At 59.1% G+C, this 20,183-nt stretch carries 7 protein-coding genes; 3 read left to right on the top strand and 4 right to left on the bottom strand.

Annotated features, from left to right (window positions below):
• Positions 1-234 precede the first annotated feature (234 nt).
• Positions 235-510: a hypothetical protein gene (locus BMW76_RS40480; RefSeq protein WP_143062310.1), complete on the bottom strand. Its 276-nt coding sequence runs from the start codon at positions 508-510 to the stop codon at positions 235-237.
• Positions 511-670: 160 nt separating this feature from the next.
• Here BMW76_RS40480 and BMW76_RS25280 point away from each other — a divergent pair, with 160 nt between their 5' ends.
• The gene (locus tag BMW76_RS25280) at positions 671-2,530 is read left to right on the top strand and encodes a phospholipase D-like domain-containing protein (protein WP_090870174.1); all 1,860 of its coding nucleotides are present in this window, start codon (positions 671-673) and stop codon (positions 2,528-2,530) included.
• A gap of 575 nt (positions 2,531-3,105) precedes the next feature.
• Here the strand turns inward: BMW76_RS25280 and BMW76_RS25285 are convergent.
• The 3 genes from BMW76_RS25285 to hsdR form a co-directional block, all read right to left on the bottom strand.
• Entirely contained in the window at positions 3,106-4,491 is a 1,386-nt protein-coding gene (locus tag BMW76_RS25285) for a restriction endonuclease subunit S (protein WP_218162556.1), read from the bottom strand.
• Positions 4,488-5,945 (bottom strand): class I SAM-dependent DNA methyltransferase, encoded by a 1,458-nt coding sequence (locus BMW76_RS25290; RefSeq protein ID WP_090870176.1) that lies wholly within the window; start codon positions 5,943-5,945, stop codon positions 4,488-4,490. Before BMW76_RS25290 ends, BMW76_RS25285 begins: the two co-directional genes overlap by 4 nt.
• 66 nt (positions 5,946-6,011) lie before the next feature.
• Positions 6,012-9,476, bottom strand: coding sequence for a type I restriction-modification system endonuclease (gene hsdR, locus BMW76_RS25295; protein ID WP_177200490.1), 3,465 nt, complete (start codon positions 9,474-9,476; stop codon positions 6,012-6,014).
• Positions 9,477-10,401: 925 nt separating this feature from the next.
• On the opposite strand from hsdR, the gene BMW76_RS25300 reads away from it, so the two are divergent.
• Together BMW76_RS25300 and BMW76_RS25305 are read left to right on the top strand one after the other, a co-directional pair.
• Positions 10,402-13,776 carry an STY4851/ECs_5259 family protein gene (locus BMW76_RS25300; protein ID WP_143062312.1) on the top strand — a complete coding sequence of 1,125 codons (3,375 nt, stop codon included), beginning with the start codon at positions 10,402-10,404 and terminating at the stop codon, positions 13,774-13,776.
• Positions 13,777-13,783: 7 nt separating this feature from the next.
• Positions 13,784-20,032 carry a DEAD/DEAH box helicase gene (locus BMW76_RS25305; protein WP_090870182.1) on the top strand — a complete coding sequence of 2,083 codons (6,249 nt, stop codon included), beginning with the start codon at positions 13,784-13,786 and terminating at the stop codon, positions 20,030-20,032.
• Positions 20,033-20,183 lie beyond the last annotated feature (151 nt).

A 20,183-nucleotide genomic window follows, 5' to 3' on the forward strand; every position in this document is an offset into this window, starting at 1 on the left:
CCAGAGGCGGGTGGAGACACTGGAATCGATGGGTCCGGAGCCCCCGACTCCAGATCCTTAACACCGCGCGGCTGGCAACGGGCGGGAATATGGACGGAGCTGTTCGCTCCATCGCTTGATCACGCAGGGACATATCCCAGACCGGCTGCAATCTTCGCTTCGGCCCCCGCAACGCATTCCGAAATCGCGGCGGGCAATAGTGGTAGCAAGAGCCGACGTCCCCTCGAAACGGTCTCACCACTCGCGGCGAAACTGGGAATCGATGTCAACCTCAACTTTGGGAAAGGTCAGGAAGGTGACCTCGCGGCGGCAATCGCTCAGATTGACGGCATAACGTTGGTCTGCTGGCAGCACGAGGACATTGCGAGCATCGCGACCGCGCTCGCCCCAACCGTCGAGAATATTCCCTCCCATTGGCCAGGCGATCGATTCAACGTTATTTTCGAATTCAGCCGCACCGGGAACGGGGAACCGTGGAGTTTCAATCAGGTGGTGCCAGTCATGCTCCAAGGCGATCCGACCAGCAGTATCTAGCTCGGTCGGCCAACTTTTTTAACCCTGATCGGATCGCACAATTCCGTGAACTTGCGCCGACATGTTTGTGCAGTGGTTTGCCTGAAGGAAACAAGAGTCAATCATCATCCATGCCGCCGCTATAGGGGAACAGTCCATGTCATCCTTTGTCCAGCAATCGGGAACGAAGCTCTTATTGAAAGCCTACGCAGGAGACGCGAAAACCCTGCTTGCGTTCAATCTTCCGGACGAGCGTGATGCAAAGAATCTCGCTGGTTTCACGATTCAATGCAAACCTGACGGTCAGTCGCCGTACTTTATTCATAATACGCTGCGATTTGAAAATCCAGGAGATCATGCCCAGGACCAAAGCCAACCACCAAACGCGAGCATCAATGCTCCGATCCACAAGTTTCGCTGGATCCACATCCCGGGTTCCGTGCACCAGGGAATCTCGCCTTTTCTGGGTGAATACACATACACCGCTACACCCCGATACTTCAACGATGGAGGGATCCTGCAACCGCTCGACCCGAGTCTCAGTGTGTCGCTGACGATAAAGGTAGTGCCGTTTGCGAAGGGGAATATCGAGCTTGGATTCACACGGGGCTTTACACAGTCCCAAGCATTCGTCAATCATTTCGGCCTTCACGCCCCCATAGAACCGAAAGGAGAGGATAACCTTGTTTTTGATACGACGGCGATCGCGGGGACCAATGCGCAGGGTCAGAATTTCACCTTCGACGATGAATATGGATGGCTTGGTTTCACCGCCCGTCAAAAAATTCTTAGCCTTCTGAAGGATGTAGTTGAGGATGAGGCAAAGTACCTCGACGTCTTTGCGTACGATCTGAACGAACCGACGATCGTTTCGGCGTTGCTCGAACTCGCCAAGCAGGGGCGAATCCGGATCATTCTCGACGACGCGGCTCTGCATCATTCCGAGACAGACTCAAAACCCGAGGATGTGTTCGAAAAGCAGTTCGTCACGGTTGCGAAAAGCATGTCAGAGACCGACGCTACCGAGCGATCAAAGCAACCCACCCAGATACTTCGAGGGCATTTTGAACGATATGCACATGACAAGATTCTCATTGTCTACCAGGGTGACACCCCCGTCAAAGTACTGACTGGATCGACGAACTATTCGATTACCGGTCTCTACGTAAACTCCAATCATGTTATCGGTTATGAGGATAAGGAAGTAGTCGCCAAGTACGCCGATCTGTTCAATACGGCGTGGTCCGGGAGCGCAAAACTGAACGCGTTCGTTTCATCTCCGATCTCCAACTGGACCTTCTCTACTTCGAAATCCACGACACCGAGGACCGAGATTACGTTTGCACCCCACACCAAGGCATTTGCAAGTCAGGTGCTCCAGTCGATCGCAGACCGGATCAACGAGGAAGGTAAGCAAGTGACGACCGGCAGTGTCCTCTTCGCGGTGATGGCGCTTGACGAAGGTAGCGGTCCAGTCCTTGATGCGCTGAAGCAGGTACACAAGAACCAGAAAATATTCAGCTACGGAATTTCTGATAGCACCGACGGCATCTGTCTGTATGCGCCGGGAAAGACAACTGGTGTTCTGGTAACAGGCAAACCCGCAAAAACAAAACTCCCGCCGCCCTTTAACCAGGTCCGGAATATCGGAGGCATCGGCCACCAAGTTCACCACAAGTTTGTCGTATGCGGATTTAACGGTGACAACCCCGTTGTCTATTGTGGCTCGTCCAACCTCGCGCTTGGCGGAGAAACGCACAACGCCGACAACCTGCTGGCCATCTACGGACCGGATGTCGCAACCGCGTTCGCGATCGAAGCGTTGGCTCTTGTGGACCACTTCGACTTTCTGGACCGACTTTCTTCAACAGCCAAACAGGCGACGGAGAACCCTCCTGCCATGAAGTCGCAGGCCGCAGCTGATGCGCAATGGTTTTTGTCAACGAATGACACCTGGGCAAAACCCTATTTCGACCCTGGCGACCTTCACTGCGTAGACAGGTTACTTTTCGCCTGATGCAATGATTCAGATAGGCACAAATCGCGCGACACGCCTACGGCAGGTTGAGTAGGGGTGATCGTACTTACCGTGCAAATTCTGGCGGTTGCCGTGCGCAGAGGCTTGCCCCACACGGGTTTGCCGTTTCCTGGGTGTCGCACAATCATGAGTTACGCAAGTCGTTGATCTGTAGGTTGTTTTTCGTGGAAACCGCCAGAATTTGCACGATTCGGACGATTACCCCGAACAGCAAGAGCCGCAGTGGCACATGCAGCGCGACCGCTATCCGAGCACCGTGCCTTGGTTGCCGAAGCCTGTGCATTGACCACTGGGTCCAGAATTGAGGGCAAGCCCCGCTGCGCGGACGTAGACAGGGCGGCGCGCGCGATCGTCGTCCTGGCTCTAAAAAAATCCCCGCGAACTGGGGGTGGGAGGGGAAAAACCCGACGTCGCGCGGGCGGGGTATGACCGACTCCCGTGGTGCGGCCATTTTTTACCAAAGAAGCGCGGGAGTATGGGCGCATAGAAGCGCGGGGGGGCTATCGCCGCGCCCCGCGGCGCCCCCGCCATGTCGTGACGCGCCGAGCGAAATGCTACTCGACGGAGGTCGGTTCTTCTTCGCGCGGTGCAACGGGTGCGGCGCGTTTTGCACGCGTGCCCTTCGTCGCCTTGCCTTCGCCTGACCGTTGGTTCGCCAATCGCTTCAACAGTTCGGCGGCTGGCTCATCGTTCGGGTCCTGCGGAACGAGTTCGCCACGGAAGGCTTTTGCGAGCAGTGCTGGCGTCAGACTTTCGACTAACCCGTACGCGGCTGCGCAACGGCTTTCAAGGGTGTCAGCGTAGGCAAACAACGACCTGACTCGGCGGACAATCTCGTTTTGTTCCCTGACTGAAGGGAGCAAGAACTCGAACGCGGCAAGCTTCTTCGCGTTAATGTTCGATTGACTTACACCATCCGATTTCACTCGCCAACAGTAGTCCCGACCCGCTGGACTATTGAGGCAGTAGTTAAGGTAATCGGGCAACAGTCGGTCCGAGCATCGAACCTTGATCAGATATCCCGCGTAAATCGCGTCGTGTTCCCCATTGAACACCGCAGTCTTTCCGACCAGTTCCGGACTGTTCGTTCTGTTAAACAGGACATCGCCCGCTTTCAAGCGGTATTTCGCTATTTCCATTGGGTCGGACGTATAGACGAGGTCGGTCCACTTGAGTTGTCCCTCCTGGATGTTACCCATTCGAAGTACCGGGACCGCGCCAGTCCTGGAAGACTTTGCCGATGAACCATAAGAGAATTCCTCCGCAACCGACGACAACTGCACTTGAGGCCAGTCCTCCTCGCGATGGTTCTCGGCACGCCACTGTGCCGTTAGTGAGCCTGACGTTGCTGCGCTGAGCACAGATTGCCGAAAGCGTTTCAGGATCGCTGGAACTCGATCAAGCCGTTCCCGGCACGCGTCGACGCGCGCGATCACGGTGTCGAGCTTGTCGGCGACGCGCTTTTGCTCCGGCATAGGCGCCAGAATGAAGGGCGCCTTCTTACCCGCATCCGTGCCGAGCCTCGGCATATTGACGCCGTGGCTAACCTGATTTACGTAGGTAATGAATATCGGGTTTCGCATCCAGTAGTAAAGGTATCGTCCATACACTGCTGGATTGCCTTGCAAAGGAACGATTTCAGTGGTGCAAACCCCGTCTGAATCTGCGAAAAGGACCTTATTCAAATACGGTCGAAGTTTTCCGTACAGTACATCTCCCGCGTTAAACGCGTTCTTTGTGCTCTTCGACTTTCTGTCGGAAAAAGTACAGCGCTGTATGAGTCGCGAACTATCCTTTTCGATGTCTTCCAGTTCGAGAACCCAGGTCTCGGGACCGATTGCATCCGGTTCGACCTTCGTTGTCTTCCCGTAGTCGACTACATCGCCGAGTTCGATGTGCAACCACGACTCGGGTATTTCGAAACATTGGTTCGAGGTCACGATTCGAGCTCCTCACCAAGTTCGGCAAGGATCGCCCTCAGCCCATCAACCGCAGCATTCAGTTCGTCCATAGCTTCTCTAGCAAGTACCGCAGGTTCTTGTAGATCGAAAGCATCATCCGCATTCTCGTCCTTAAGCCATGCGATATCTAAGCTGTCGCCACGGTCCGCTATCCATTTGCGACTAAAACCTCGAAATCGACCACTATCGCCCTGATCCACGCGCTTGCTCTTTCCATCGACAGCTTTGCCATAGGCTATTTCGAACTCCGCGAAATGTTCACGCAAAAGAGGCGTTCGCTTGCCAAACTTCGGCGCATTCGCCCGCAGATCATAGACCCATACCTGCTTAGTGCTATCGGTCGCTGACTGGCTCACCTTGTTGAAGAAGAGGACGTTGGTCTTCACGCCTTGTGCGTAGAAGATGCCGGTCGGCAAACGCAGAATCGTGTGCAGGTTGCACTTGTTCATTAGGTCGCGCCGAATGTCGGTACCGACGCCAGAGTCAAACAATACGTTATCAGGCACAACAACCGCCGCGCGCCCACCATCCTTTAGATGCCGCACGATGTGCTGCAAGAAAGCGAGCTGCTTGTTGCTCGTCTCGTAGGTGAGGTCGTCGCGGGTTGGCCCTCCGCCACCCTTCGCCGTACCGAAGGGCGGATTGCTCAGGATGATGTCGGACTTGGGAAGGGCGGCCCCCGCGTTGCCGAGCGTATTCCCGATGTGGACAACTCCCTCATCATCGCCCTCCATTCCGTGCAACATGCAGTTCATTAATGCAAGCCGCCGCGTGCTCGACACCAGTTCCATACCGACAAACGCCTTGTTGCGCTGGAATGCGCGCTGCTTCTCGTTCAGATCGTAGAGGTCGTCCGTCTGCGCCTTGATGTACGCGTCCGATGCGATGAGAAAGCCAGCGGTGCCTGCTGCCGGGTCTTGAATCGTCTCGCCCGGTTGCGGCTTGATGATGTGGACAATGCTGTCGATGAGCGGGCGCGGCGTGAAGTATTGGCCTGCACCGGACTTGGTCTCGTTTGCGTTCTTCTGCAGCAAACCTTCGTACAGGTCACCGAGCCCGTCGTGTTTCGCCGAGAACCAGTCGATAGCATCGAGGCTCTTGACAAGTTGCTCGAGATGGCGGGCTTCCTTCAGGCTCGTCTGTGCATCGGCGTAGATGGCTGCGATCAGCTTGTCGGTGCTTTGGCTCAGCGACAGCAACATGGCGCGGTAGTGATTCAGGAGGTTCAACCCGCTCCTGCCGGTCAAGTCAGGCCAGCGCGCCCCTTCGGGCAGCTTGTGCTTGCTGAGCAGGCCGTTCTGCGTGTTCTCATGTTCCATCTTGATGAACAGCAGCAGCACCAGCTCGGTTACGTAGTTAGTGTACGTGATGCCATCGTCACGAAGCACATCACACAGGTTCCACAGCTTCTGGACAATATCGTTGTTAGTCATGGGGGCTAGTTCTTGAGATGTTCGCGGGGATCTGACGCACGGGCGGAGCGATCCCCAAGGTGAGAATTATGCCACTTGCGGCCAGAGCGCCCCGGCGAGGCCTTGCAGGACATCATCGAGTTTACCGCCCAGCGTCTTGTTCAACAGCTTCGCGCCACCATCGTTGGCAAACGTGGTGTTAACGAACTGCTCATCGATAACCACCTCGTGCACGAGTTGCTTCGCCAGTCGTTCGAGCCATTTTCGTTGCACGGGAGTCCAGTTTGTCATCTTGTAAATCCCTTCCATCGCATGTGAAACGCGCTGATCGAAGGGGAGGAGGGCCTCGCCGAGCGCGGCCTGCCGAATGTAGCCAACTATGCTGGCGGCTATCTCTTGATTAGTCTGGTTGCGCCACGCGGTTCTGATCTTCGCTTCGGTGTAGCCGTGTTGGTCGAGCAGCAGGCGGACCGCGCGCAGGTCTGCGCGCGTCAGGTCCCTCGGTCGATTCACGACAACTGACAGCGCAGCCGTCTCGTTCACCTGCCTGCGAATGAAGCTGGTGAAACTGTCGAGATAGTCTTCTGGCCTGCCGAACTCGCCATAGCTTTGTTCCCGGAGCACCAATTCATCCGCATGCTCTGAAATGATCGGCATATGCTCCGTCCCTGCAAGTTGCTTCACCTCGGCGAGTTGGTCGAGTAGCTCCTTGTGCTGACGGACGAAGTCGGCCGCGCCCGTGGGCCCAAGCTCATGCAGGTGTTCATGTAGCTTGCTCGCAGGCACGCCCCACGTCTGTTCAAGTCGGGCGAGCCGTTCTTGCAGCGCTGGTCTCTTTTCCGCTTGGTGCGCCGCCTTCCGGAGCACGCGCATCAGGCTTTGGTTCAGTGCGTCGAGAACCTCGTGAGCATGCGTCCTTTCGGGCGTGCTGCCCGGCGCGTCGAAGCTCGCCGGGTTAGTAAGCTCATCGATGAGCTGCTCGATGCTCACGTTCGGGTCCTTCACGAGCGGCTTCATCGTCGTCACGTCTTCAAGCGCCGCGTAGATGTCCACTGGATCGTAGATCTTGAAGACGGTCTTGCCGATCTCATCGCATCGGCGCGTGGCGCGCCCGATCATCTGCTCGTAAAGAATCCGGGACCGGACTCGGCGCAGGAAAACGAGATGGCAAATTGGCGGTACATCGATGCCGGTTGTGAGCAAGTCTACCGTGACAGCAATGCTGGGGAATCGCTCGTTCTTGTACTGACGGATAAGCTGGCTCACCTTGTCTGATTGGCCGGTAATTTTCTTCACCGCAGCTTCGTTATAGTCATTGCCATACTGCTCCTTGAAGGCCTCGCCGAGCAGGCGGGTAACCATGTCTGCATGCAGGTCGGTTGCGCAGAAGATCAGGGCCTTCTCTTCGCCGAACGGGTCCAATTCCTTCGCCAACTCGGCGCAGATGACCTTGTTGAACTGCTCACTAATGACGCGGCGGTTGAAGGATTCGACATTGAAGTTCAGCTCATCGTCCAACTCGGAGAGTTCCAATTCGCCGGTTGCCATATTGATGGCCGTGACCTTCTCGCCTTTCTCGAACTTGATACCGTGCTTGGTTAGCAGCGTCTCGTATCGGATCGGCGGTTCGTGGTCGATCAGCCAATCGTCGGCAACTGCCTCGCGGTAGGAGTACGTGTAGACGGGTTTGCCGAATATCTCGGTCGTGTGCTTCGCGGGGGTTGCGGTGAGCCCGATCTTCACAGCATCAAAGTAGTCGAGAACCCGGCGATAGCTCGACAAGTATTGCGCCTGCTCGCGAACTACTAGTTCGCCCTCGGTCATTTCCTGGTCCAGCGTATAGCCGCGATGTGCTTCATCGACAATAATGCAGTCGAACTCATCGATCCCCGGAGGGGAGTCAGACTGCAGGATGCGCCGAACCATTGCCTGCACCGTCGCGACTTGTACGCGCGTCTCAGCCTCGGCGGACATATCGCCCAACTCGGCAACATTGTATATCTTCGATAGCGGCTGATTCTGTTCAAGCAATGCCTCGTCGAATGCGTCGGTCGCTTGCTGGCCCAGCGCAGTACGGTCCACGAGGAAAAGTATTCGTCGGAAGCGCTCGGTTTTCAGGAGCCGGTACATGAGACCGATAATGGTTCGGGTCTTGCCGGTGCCGGTTGCCATTGCAACGAGGATGGCGCGTTGTCCCTCGGTCAGGGCTGCTTCGACTCCCTGAATCGCCCTGACTTGGTAGTCGCGCAGCCTCAGGTAATCGAAGCCCTCTTGCGCAAGTTTTGCTTCGGCCTCTTCCTTGCTCCGCTTCAATCGATCGATCAAACCTTCGGGCTGGTGAAAACCAATGAGCGCATCGGCCAGATTCGACGGCACGCGCAGATCGCGGAACCATGTGCCACTCTGTTCGCGCAGTTGCTCAATGTAGGGGCGACCGTTGCATGAGTAAGCGAATGGGACCTGGAAAAATTCATCTTGCCCATCCGGCCATGGTCCGTGTAGTCCGGCTACCTTCCATGCTGGAGAGTGATCCAGTGCAAGTTGGAAGCCGCGCGAGTATCGCTCAGCCTGTCCGATCTTCCCCGCGACGTTTTTGTTGATGCTCTTCGCCTCCACCACGGCGATCGGCATCATCCCCGCGAAGAGTATGTAATCGGCAGACTGCTTGCCTAGCGTGGGCCATTCGGCAATTGCCTTGTTCCTTCCTGCCTCAGGCCGCGCGCCTTTCGCATATGTCAATTGTTGTGTGTCCGCGACCCAGCCCGCATCGACTAGCTGTTGGTCGATGAGGATGCGCGTTAGCTCTTCGCTCAGCACGAGATTCTTCGTCGCCTTCTTCGTGCTCGCCTGCGCCTCCTTGGCTTGCTGGGCGTCGAGTTGCGCCTGCAACTGCTTTACCTTAGCGTCGAATTCTTCCTGGGCCTTCTTGAGAGCAGCCTCTTGTTCGTATGCAAGCTCCTTGTACGTCGTCGCCTCAGCGTCCATCTGCAACGCGAGCGTCTCGTATTCCTGCTTTTCCTGCGCGACGAGGTCGGCAAGCTGCTGATTGTCTTCGAGGGTTTGCGAGGCGGCCTTCAGTTGCGCCTTGAGCTGGTCGATCTCGTTCTGGAGGTTGCGCAGATGCGCGCTGGGGTCTGCGGGCGGAACAAATGGGCCGGGCTTGAATGCCGTCCCTTGTTTGCCGAATGATTCATGGAACCAGATGGCGAGCGCGCGTGCGACCTTGAGGCCGTCCATGGCCTCCTTGTGCTGCGTCTTGAACTCGTGAGTTGCTTTGTTTCCTTCCACGCGCAGGGTATGGAACATGCCCCGGATGGTCCGGTCAAGCCCAGCCTCTCGCTCCAGCCGATAGAGCAGGTCGGCCTGGCCTATTTCCTCGAACTCGACGCCCAATCGCGCCGCCAAGTCCTGCGCCATCGCCTCTCCGAACTGGCGGAGCTTGATCAATGTCGTGTTGGGGTCGGGGGCGAAAACGTTCTCGGCTGCTGCGCCTAGTTGCGCGAGGAGTGGTGAGTGCTCGGCAAGAAAACTGAAATTCCCGGAATGGCTCACGATCGGTGGTCTGTCGTTTTTGTGTGAGGAGCATACGCCAAATGATCGCGCGTGAAAATGAGGCTCCGTCCTTCCGCCAACATTGCAACAGTATATTTTACCGATCGATGCACAGTTGGGTCTGAGAATCTTTGTTGCTCCGTTCATCTCGCAACCAAAGCGAATGTCGAATCTAGGATTTCGACGAAATTCAATTCTGCCGGGATAGCGCCGAACTACAGTTGCGGCCGATCGTGTCCGGGCGCTTCAGCAGCATGGCCGCGGTGACGCATTCCACGTGGGGGGAGGCATTGCATCGGAAGTGGCCGGGCAAAACGGGGCACTACGCCGCGAAACGGTGAGCATGATTGTTGGGCCCAAGCGCCGGAGGTTATCGCTCGAACCGTGATCGCAGCCGCTCACTAGGGCGCTCGCCTGCGAGAGGCCGGGCCCCCGCTCCAACTAATGCCGGTGCAGGAAGTGCTTGCTGACCTATCAGGTGCGCCGCCGGGCCTATAGAGCCATGATGTAGTCGACTCGCCGTGGGGCACCGGTCTTCGCCAATTTGGTCGATGGGTGACCACGGCGCGCTCTCTTGCCGGCGGACCGACTGGATGGCAACCGTGCTGCGTATCGCGGCGCACTGAACGACGTTTGACTTGCGTGCCACATAGATGCTCCGGGTGCATACGCGCCTTCGCGCGAACTGCGCCGCAGTGGTGACTTTCTGTGGGAGGGGGCGGGCACTAAAGAAGTCTATTCTCTTGCCGATAATCCGAGAAAATGTCCCAAATTTATCGTCTATGTGTCATTCAACACCAAGCGAGGCCTCACCTTCCGGATAATGCGGGAGACATCAGCATCGACGCCCATGTAGCCGATCATAAGACCGTTCGGCTGGACTCAGGGCCAGCGACGACAAACAGAAGAACATCGAGGAAGAGACATGCCGTATGTAGCGCCCCGGAGCGCATCGCCCCGGACTGTATCGCCCCTTCGTGTTTGGTTGACGGAATTTCTTTTAATACGACGCATTTACAGGGAGCCGGCGGGCGTTGCGCTGTACCGCTATCAGGTCACCCCAAACGAATTCCGGGAGTTGGCCGAGCTTCTTTGCGAACATCGCGCTCATGCGTTTCACCCGACTTATGGCGCGTCATGGGCTGCGGCATTCTGTCTATTTGTCGCTGAGAGCTTTCGCAGGCAGTACGACACCAGGGACGGCGGTTGGTCTTGGGCGCCCTTCGAAAAGGCGCTCGACTGCAGGTTCACCCCGCAACAGCACGGAGAGCTCGTGCGCGTGGGTCTCGCGCAATACTGGAAGCGCCCGATTCGGCAATATCAGGGTGGACGCGACAACCTGCTCGGCTCCCTGTTCACTGAAGGCGGCTTGCCGTGGCCGCTTGTGCAGAGCGATACCCATGGCTTCGGACGCGTGGTGCGCAAAGGGCTCAAGTACTTTTACCGAACAGAAGCCGGATTGCGCACCGCAGCTGATCTGCTCACCGAATTCGAACACGAACTGCCGCAGACTTTCCGGACGCTGGAGACGAGACAATTGCTCGCCGGCATCGTCGAGCAGCTCATGTCTCTCGCGACCCGTTACGAACTCCGGGGCAAGGACGATCCCGCCCAGTATCTGGATACCGTCGAACCCAACTGGCGACACGAATTTCCGCTACCCCTCGACGAGGTGAACGCGCGCGGCCTCATCAACGACTGGCTGCGCGACGCGAGCCGTCGCCGCGAGGAGAGGGAATCGCAGCGGGCGAGCGCGGGCACGTTCGCGTGCGGGCATCGCTTGATTGAAGGACCGCATGGTTGGCGCATCCGCTCTGAGGTCACGGTTCCTCGCTTGGCGGATCTGTCGATCGACGCGAGTATCGTGAATTACGGCCGGTTCGAACTCGCGTTCTTCGAAGGCGACCGCCTCCTCGCGCGCGCCGGTGCGGCCTACGGCCAAAAACGCGAGGACTCGACCGAAGTATCGGTGCGTTTTCTGAAGACGCAGTTTTCGCTGGACAGGGCGCAACTCAAGGACGAGCTCACGCTGCGCCTGCTCTCGAACGGCAGCGTGGCGTGCATCGTTCCATTCGATCAGGGCTCGCTCGACGCGCAGGAACTTCCGCTCGTCTTCGAAAACAAGGGCGACGAATGGTGGTTTATCGCGAGCGCGTCGTGCTCAAGCGACGCGAGTACGGTCCGTGTCCTCCTTCCGAAAGGATTGAGCTACACCTGCGACGGGCCGGTCAGCCTCAAAGAAGAAGCGGATGGCGTGCGTTGGATCGAAGCGGGCGATTCGTTGAAGCTCATCTCGGAGGAAGGCGACCGTTACGCAGTAACGCTCAAGAGTGGCTCGCAATTGCCCTGCCGTCTCACGCTCAAGGGCGTGTTGATGCACTACGACTCCGTGCCGCAAGTCGTCTATCAAGGTTGGCCCAGGCTCGACGTATCGGTCGAAGGAAGCGAAGCACGTGCATCCGTGCCCGCGCCCAACGAATTCGCCGATCGCCAACGTGTGACGAGGGCCAACAGCGACGAGCAGCTGGGCGCGATCCACTACTCGGCGCGCGAGGCCAGCGGCGACGTTCTGCTTCAACGGCGCTTCGGCGTAGTGCCCCCGGGCTTTGCCATCCAGGCGTTTCCGGGCTCTGGCGGCAAGCCGGCGCGACTCGTCGTGAAGCAGTCGCGCCAACTCGAACTGCAGGCTGTGGATCACACGATCAGGGGCCGCCTGGAAGCGCGAGGTCGGGACACGGTGATCTGGCTCGAATCGCTGACCGACCCGGTTCCTTCGTTCCTGACGCTGGAAGTGCGCGGCCGATCCGGCTGCGCACTTGCGCCGATCCGTTTTAGAGTCGCGTATCCGTACGAGGGCGCCCGTCTGATCGGCGTGGACGGCGCTACCTTGTCGACGCGCGACTTCACCCTCTCGGACCTTCTCGGTCTGCGGGTCGCGTTGTCGACGTCACTGCCGGGCGGCACGAGATTCTGCCTTAGGCTGGAACTCGTCAGCGGGGAAGCACGATGCACGCGCCACTACTATCTTGGCGTGAGCAATAACGCGGTGTTGCTGAGCCTCTTCAGCTACCAGACAGACATGATGCAGATGTTCGGCGCGGTCGACGATCAGGACGCGTTTCTGCGCGTGAGTGTCGAGACGGACCGTCCGCTCTTGCGTTTCCAAGTTCGTCGATACAACGGAGCGGCGAAGCGTGAGGATGCCGCGACGTTCTGGATGACGAGTCCATCGGGAGGGGCACTGCAGACCGAAATCGCCGTCGAGGCGATGCTGCTGACCGATCCCAGGCAGGCGAGCGTCGACATTCCCGAGCTGACCACGCAAGGCGTCGGCACGGGCCGCTTCAGGACGCCGTTGTCAATGCATGCCGACGGCCCATGGCTTATCTATCCCGCGTCCAGCTCTCCGACGCAGTTCCGCCCCTTCCTTCATTTAGGCGAGCGGTCCGCGTCAATCGACGCGGCGAGCGAGATCCACTCGCTGCATGCGGCAGCGCGCGCGTACCATCCTGTCACTCAGCCCCATGTCATCGCGCAGCAGATCACCCACATGGCTTTCGATCTCGACCACAGTGGCTGGCAATATCTGGCGGACCTGAAGCAGCACTATCACCATCTGCCGCTGTCGGTATTCGAGGCCTGGCTCGCGCTGTCGCGCAACCCTGCGGCTCTTGCCATCGCGGTGTTTCGCCTGGAGATGGACGAATCCTTCTGCGCGCGAATCCGTGACGAACTCGCCGTGATTTGGGAATGCATCCCCTTGCCACAATGGGCGGTCACGTACGGTCAATTTGGCACATGGCTGAATTCGCAAGGCCTGCCTCCCGCGTTGTCCGCGAGCGTGCTGCAGAACCGGCGTCTAATGCTTCCGCACGTGCTCGAAAGCTTCGACGAGGGTGAGATGGGTCGCTATCTGGAAACCTCGGATGCCGCGGCGCTACGCAGGTATCCCATCGAGATTATTTTGCCTTGCTGGTATCAGCAATTGCGCCGTACGCACGAGAGCAACGATCACTGGCCAACCGAGCTCGGCCATTTGCTCAGGGAGTGGCTGGCTCGGCAGAAGCTTCCGCCCCCCGTGCTTACGTTGTCCACAACGGAATTCACCGATGCAGTTACGATACTGCCGATCTTTATGGCGTATGTGACCGCCGGGCTTGAGACGATTGATGAGCTCAAGGGCAACCGTTCCAACGTCAAGTTCGCGATCAAGATGGTGTCGGACTTCGACCGCTGCAGCTGGTACGCGCCCGCTCACGGACTGATGGTCTCATACTTACTCGCCACCGGAAAAACCTGACACAGCGATGCACTACTTCACGAGCCTGATCGATCAGAGTCTGAGCCGTACCCGGGAGGCCACCCTAGGTGTCCTGGGTATCAACGACGGCAATCTGCGGCGCCATCTGAGCGAGCAGATGAACGATACTCTGGGCAGCGACGGCTGCTTCCTCGCGCCGCCGGTCTTCGAGCACACCTTTGGATGGCAGGAAGCCGAGGACGTCACGCTGCAAGACTTGCGCGGAAAGCTGCTGTCCGGCCGCCTGCTCGATACGCTGCAGAACGCAAAGCGTCCTTATCGGTTTGCTTCAGACAGTCATCCTTATGTACATCAGCTGAAGGCGTGGAACGCGCTGCTCGACGACACGCCCAAATCGGCGGTGATCACGAGCGGTACGGGTTCCGGCAAGACCGAATGCTTCATGCTGCCGATCCTGGAAGACCTGATCCGCGAGTATGAAACCGGCGGTGGTGCGCTCGTCGGCGTGCGCGCGCTCTTTCTCTATCCGCTCAACGCGCTGATCAACTCGCAACGCGACCGTCTGCATGCCTGGACCATGGACTTCGGCTCGGATATCCGCTTCTGCCTTTACAACGGGAAGACCGAGGAGAGCGCAGGCGCGGTACGCAAGGAGCAAAAAGACCGGCCCAACGAGATCCTGTCCCGTGAGGAGCTGCGCAAGCATCCCGCGCCGATGCTGATGACCAACGCCACCATGCTCGAATACATGCTGGTCCGCCAGGTCGACGCGCCCATTCTGGAGATCTCGCGCCAGCAGCGTTCCTTGCGCTGGATCGTGCTCGACGAAGCCCACACGTACGTCGGTTCGCAGGCGGCCGAGCTTGCGCTGCTATTGCGGCGCGTGGTGCAGGCATTTGGAAAGCGCCCTGAAGAAATCCGCTTCGTCGCGACGTCCGCGACGATCGCCGACCGCGATGCGGAGGAGCGCCTGCGGCAGTATCTTGCCTGTCTCGCGGGCGTGAGCGCTGAGCAGGTCGTGGTCATCGGCGGTATGCGCAAGGTGCCCGATCTGACACGTGGCGATGTGGTGTGGCGCAGTTTCGAAGACGTGTCATCGGTCGATGCGGGCTGCGAAGTCTCGCCCGCGCGCTTTGGCGCGCTCGCCAGTCATCCCGCGGCGGCCGCGCTTCGGCATGCGATCGTTAGCAAGGGGCGTCCGCTCGATCTGGACGAGCTGGTGGGAACGGTCGGTGACAGGCTCCAGGCGAAGCAGTTGAGCGAGCAGCAGCGGGAAGTGCTGGGATGGCTGGACCTGATGAGCGGAACACGCGAGGCCGAGGACGAACCACCCTTCGTCAAACTGCGAATCCATCTGTTCCAACGCATGCTGCACGGGCTGTGGGCCTGCGTCGACAAGCAATGCAGCGCGAAGCCGGCGACGCTGGGCGACTGGCCGTTCGGAAATGCGTATGTCACTCAACGCCCGAAATGCGGCTGCGGCGCGCCGGTCTACGAGCTGGCATTCTGCGACGACTGCAAGACGCCGCATCTGCTCGCCGAAGACAGCGCCGGTCAGCTTTTGCAGCGCAGCCCCTATGCGAACGACGAATTCGAACTGAGCTACGAAGGCACGGCGGAAGACGAGCCGGGCCAGGACGCGGCGGCACCGTCTTCTCGCAGGCAGCCCGCCACGAAACTTTTGATCGCGGCATCGGCTACGAGCGAGGATCCATATCTCCCGCTCGCGCTGAATGTGCGGACATTCGAGATCGGCGGCCCCGCCTCGTCGGATATGCGGAATCTCGCCGTCGCGCAGGAGTCAGAAGCGCGCTGCTGCCGGTGCGAGGCGGATTTCACCGGCTCGCCGAGCACGCTTCGCCAAGCCTATCTGGGTGCACCGTTTTACGTGGCCAACGCGGTTCCGACGGTGCTCGAATTCTGTCCGGACCCGTCGCCCGATGATTGCGAAGGCAAGTCGCCCGACGAGCTACCGGGGCGAGGCCGCAAGCTCATCACTTTCACCGACAGCCGACAGGGCACCGCGCGCATGGCGGTACGCATGCAGCAGGAAGCGGAGCGGTCGCGGCTACGGGGGCTCGTGTTCGAAATCCTGCGCAACGCGCAAGCGAAACTCGATGCCGCCCCGAAGGATGAACTGACGGGCGACACTGACGAAATCCTGAACCAGGCAAAGCAGCTCGAAAAGCTGGGCATGAAAGAGATGGCAGCCACGCTGCTTCTGAAACTGGAGGAGACCAGGTCAGGCGGCACCACGCGTCGCGTGAGCGAGACCGCTTGGCCCGACATGGTGTCTGAACTCGCGGCGTCCAAGGACATCGCGCAATCCATTCTCGATTACAACAAATACGCCAATCCGGAATTGTTCGGCGGCAGTGAGGCGGCAGGGCCGATGGCGCGCCTGCTCCTCGCGCGTGACTATTCGCGCAGGCCCAAGAACCAGAACAGTACTGAAACGCTGGCGCTGGTGCGGATCGGCTACCAAGGCCTGGCGAAGATCAACAGCGCGCCCGCGATGTGGCTTCAGCGCAAGCCGGGACCGCTGGCTGGTGCGAGCCACGACGTCAATCTGACGCTTCAGGACTGGAAAGACTTTCTCAAGGTCGCGCTCGATTTCCACGTCCGCGACAACACCTTCATTCGTCTCGACCCGACCATGTTGCGATGGATGGGCAGACGATTCACCGCGAAGCAGCTGATGGGGCCGAGGTGGGAGGGTGAAGAAAGCAACACGATCAAGAAGTGGCCGCAGGCCCGCAACGCCACGTCGGGCCGGCTCGTCAAGCTGCTGGAGCTTGGCTGCAATCTGGACCGTGCCCGTGCCGACGACCGGGACATCATCAATCATTTGCTGGAGCAGGCCTGGCATGCGCTAACCGAAGCGAAGATTCTCGAGCCGTTCGAGGGCAGGTTTGCCCTCAACCTCAACACGCTGACCTTCTCGCTTGCAGTGGAAGCGTGGGTGTGCCCGCTCACGCACCGGATGTTCGACACGACATTCGTCGGCCTGACGCCGTATCTGCCGCAGCGCTATCGCGAGGGCGACTTCCGCTGCCGCAAGGTGCAACTTCCCGTCTTCTCGGAGCTGTCACCGGGCGGCGGCTCTGAAGCGGCGCTGACGCAGGTCCGCAAGCGCATCGCAAAAAACGCGTCCATCCAGGCGCTGCGCTCGGAGAATCTCTGGAACAACATCAGCGACCGGACCGCCGAAGGCGGCTTCTACTACCGCACGGCGGAGCACTCGGCACAGCAGTCGTCGAAGAAGCTGGAAGACTACGAAGACATGTTCAAGCGCGGCAAGATCAATGTGCTGAACTGTTCGACGACGATGGAAATGGGCGTGGACATCGGCGGTATCTCTGCGGTCGTCATGAACAACGTGCCGCCGCATCCTGCCAACTATCTGCAGCGTGCAGGTCGGGCGGGGCGCCGAAGCGAGGCCCGCTCGATCGCGTACACGCTGTGCAAGGCGGATCCGCATAACCAGCGTGCCTTCAGGAACCCGAAGTGGCCGTTCGTCACGGCCATTCCGGCGCCCGGCATCACGCTCAGCTCCGAGCGCATCGTGCAGCGGCATGTCAATTCGATGCTGCTCGGCACATTCCTTCGTTCGCTCGGCGACACGGGCACGGACCGCACCAAGCTGACGGTAAAATGGTTCTTCGCCGGCGAAGACGAATCGTTTTGCACGCGCTTCATCAACTGGCTGCAAAGCAGGCCCGAAGGACTCGAAGTCAGTGTCGCGGAGCTGACTCGCGGGACGAGTCTCGACACGCGCTCGCTGCAATCGATCGCGGACAGCGCCGTCGACGCGGTCCAGCCCTTGCAGGCCCGTTGGCGGGGCGAGCACGACAAGCTGACCCAGCTCATCAAAAGCGCCACGGACGAACCGTACAAGAAGGCGCTTGGCTTCGAGCTCAAACGTCATGAAGACGAGTACCTGTTGCGCGATCTCGCCGTTCGCGCGTTTCTGCCGGGCTACGGCTTCCCCACGGACGTGGTGAGCCTGAACACGTATAACGTGGAAGACTTCGTTGAGCGGGCGCGCCAGAGGGAAGACAAGAGCCGAGAGGACAACATTTTCTCATCAAAGGAGCAGCCGACGCGCGGCCTGAACATCGCCATCCGGGAATATGCGCCGGGTTCGCAGATCGTCATCGACGGCCGCGTTTTCCGTTCGGCGGGCGTCGCGCTGCATTGGCACTCGGGTGGCGCGATCAACGAGGCGCAGAAGTTCGACATTGCGTGGCGCTGCGAATGCGGCAGCACGGGCGTTACAGAAAACGCCTATGCAAACGGCGACGTGCACTGCACTCGCTGCGGCAGTGCAATCGCGGCGGCCGCACGCAAGCTTGTGCTTCGTCCTTCGGGTTTCATCACGGATTTCTATGAGCCGACGACAAATGACATCAGCTCGCAGAAGTTTATCCGTGTCGCGCCGCCGCGCATCCAGCTCGACGGCGAAACGCTTGCGCTGCCCGACAGCCGTTGCGGTTACTTCCACTTTGGACACCACGGCAGCGTGTTCTACCATTCGTCCGGGGAGCATGAGCACGGCTATGCCATCTGCCTGACGTGCGGCCGCGCGGAATCTATGACTCAGGATGGGCAGGTCCCCAAGGCGCTTCAGCCGTCGAAGATGCATCGCCCGATCGGCGGCCCGAAAGGGAGCAAGAACGAGAAAAACTGCTCGGGCGAGTCAGTGAAGCCGTTCGTTCACCTTGGACATCACAGTTCGACAGACGTGCTCGAACTCGTCCTCCGCAGCCCACGAACGGGCGAATGGCTGGGCAATTCGAACGATGAGCGGATCATCGCAGCGACGCTCGCAGTCGCCTTGCGCGACGCGATCTCCAGCGAGATTGGCGTGGCGAGCACCGAAATGGGCTTCGGCACGCGTCAGGACAGGGATACCGCAACCGGCAAAATCCGAACGGTGATCCAGCTGTTCGATCAAGTCAGCGGCGGCGCTGGATTCGTGCTGAGCGCACTTCCGCAGATGGTGAAGATGCTGACCGAAGCCGCGAACCGACTGAACTGTCCGGTCGATTGCGACAACGTCTGCTCGGCGTGCCTTGCGAGCAAGGACAGCCAGGTCGAACAGGAGGAGCTCGACCGGCGCAAGGCAAAACGATGGCTGGAGGAACATGCATTCCTCGCGCATCTCGAACCGCCTGGCGAATTTAGCGCCATTCCGGGCGCGACCTACTGCTCGTTCGGACCGGAACGATTCATTCGCGAACGCATCAACCAGGGCGCAGACCGGCTCGGTATCGTCTTGAACGGCGACTCGCGATTGTGGGATCTCGACAATCCCGCGTTCAGGGATCGCGTGCTAACCTGGAAGATTCAGGATCGACTCGACGTGCAGGTTCTCGTTCCATCGTCCGCTTTGCTGTCGGCGGCAAACAAGCAGAGCTTGGGCTTCCTCGCGAAGGCCGGAGTCCGCATCGGCCAGCATGAAGGGTCCGGTATGCTGTCCGGCGTGCCCGCTGTCGTGCAGCTTCGCCGTGGCGAGACCGACGAGACGCTATTTACGCTCGAACGAGAATCGGCGGTGCCCGGCGGGTGCTGGCTGCACACGAATGACACAAGCATATGGGTGTCATCACAGGCAGTGAGCGCGTTTGACGCAGAGCCACTCGATACCACCGGCTGGGATCTTCGCGATTCGGGCGCCACGGTTGTTGAAGTGTCGAGGGAACTCAATGGCCCAGTGTCGTCGCTGAAGGCACGTTTGCGTGATCTCTTCAGGGAGAAGGCACCTGCCCTCGCCGAATTGCTGGAGAAAGATCACGCCATCGAAGTGGAATACAGCGACCGTTACCTCAAGTCGCCGTGGTCGGTCTTGGTGATGAGCGGATTCCTGTCGTTGTTTAGTAATGACCGGCTCCGCAGCCTTCAGATCACCACGCTGGAGCCGCAGGTCACCAGCCAGCCCAGCAACGCCGTGAAGCACGACTGGCCACGTCCGCAGGACATGGAGGAATTGATCGAGGGATGGCTTGAGGCGACCGTATCCATCAAGCCGCGAGTCACGATGTGCGAGAAGACGCAGGATATTCAGCACAGCCGCATGCTGTCCGTGTCCTGGGCATCGGGCAAGAAGACGAAGCTCATTCTGGATCAGGGCGCGGGCTACTGGCAGCCGAGGACGCCTTATCGAGATCAGGTCTACTTCAATTTCAACGAGCGCGTTGAAGCACAGGCCGCGCGCATGTTCGAGCAGTACGGGGTCACGAACATGGTCAATGGTGGCGTCTGGAAAACCCTGTTTTACATCGTTTCCGAATAAGGGGGTGCGATTTCCGTTTGGACCTCGCGCCGTATGACCACCTAAACGATCCGGGAGTTCCATGATGCGTGTTTCCTGGGACCTATGATAGGTCCGTCGAGACTCTTCAATTTCGTCGCGCCGAACCGGTACGTCATGCGGACTCAAAAAT

The sequence above is a fragment of the Paraburkholderia diazotrophica genome, from assembly GCF_900108945.1.
Lineage (GTDB): Bacteria > Pseudomonadota > Gammaproteobacteria > Burkholderiales > Burkholderiaceae > Paraburkholderia > Paraburkholderia diazotrophica.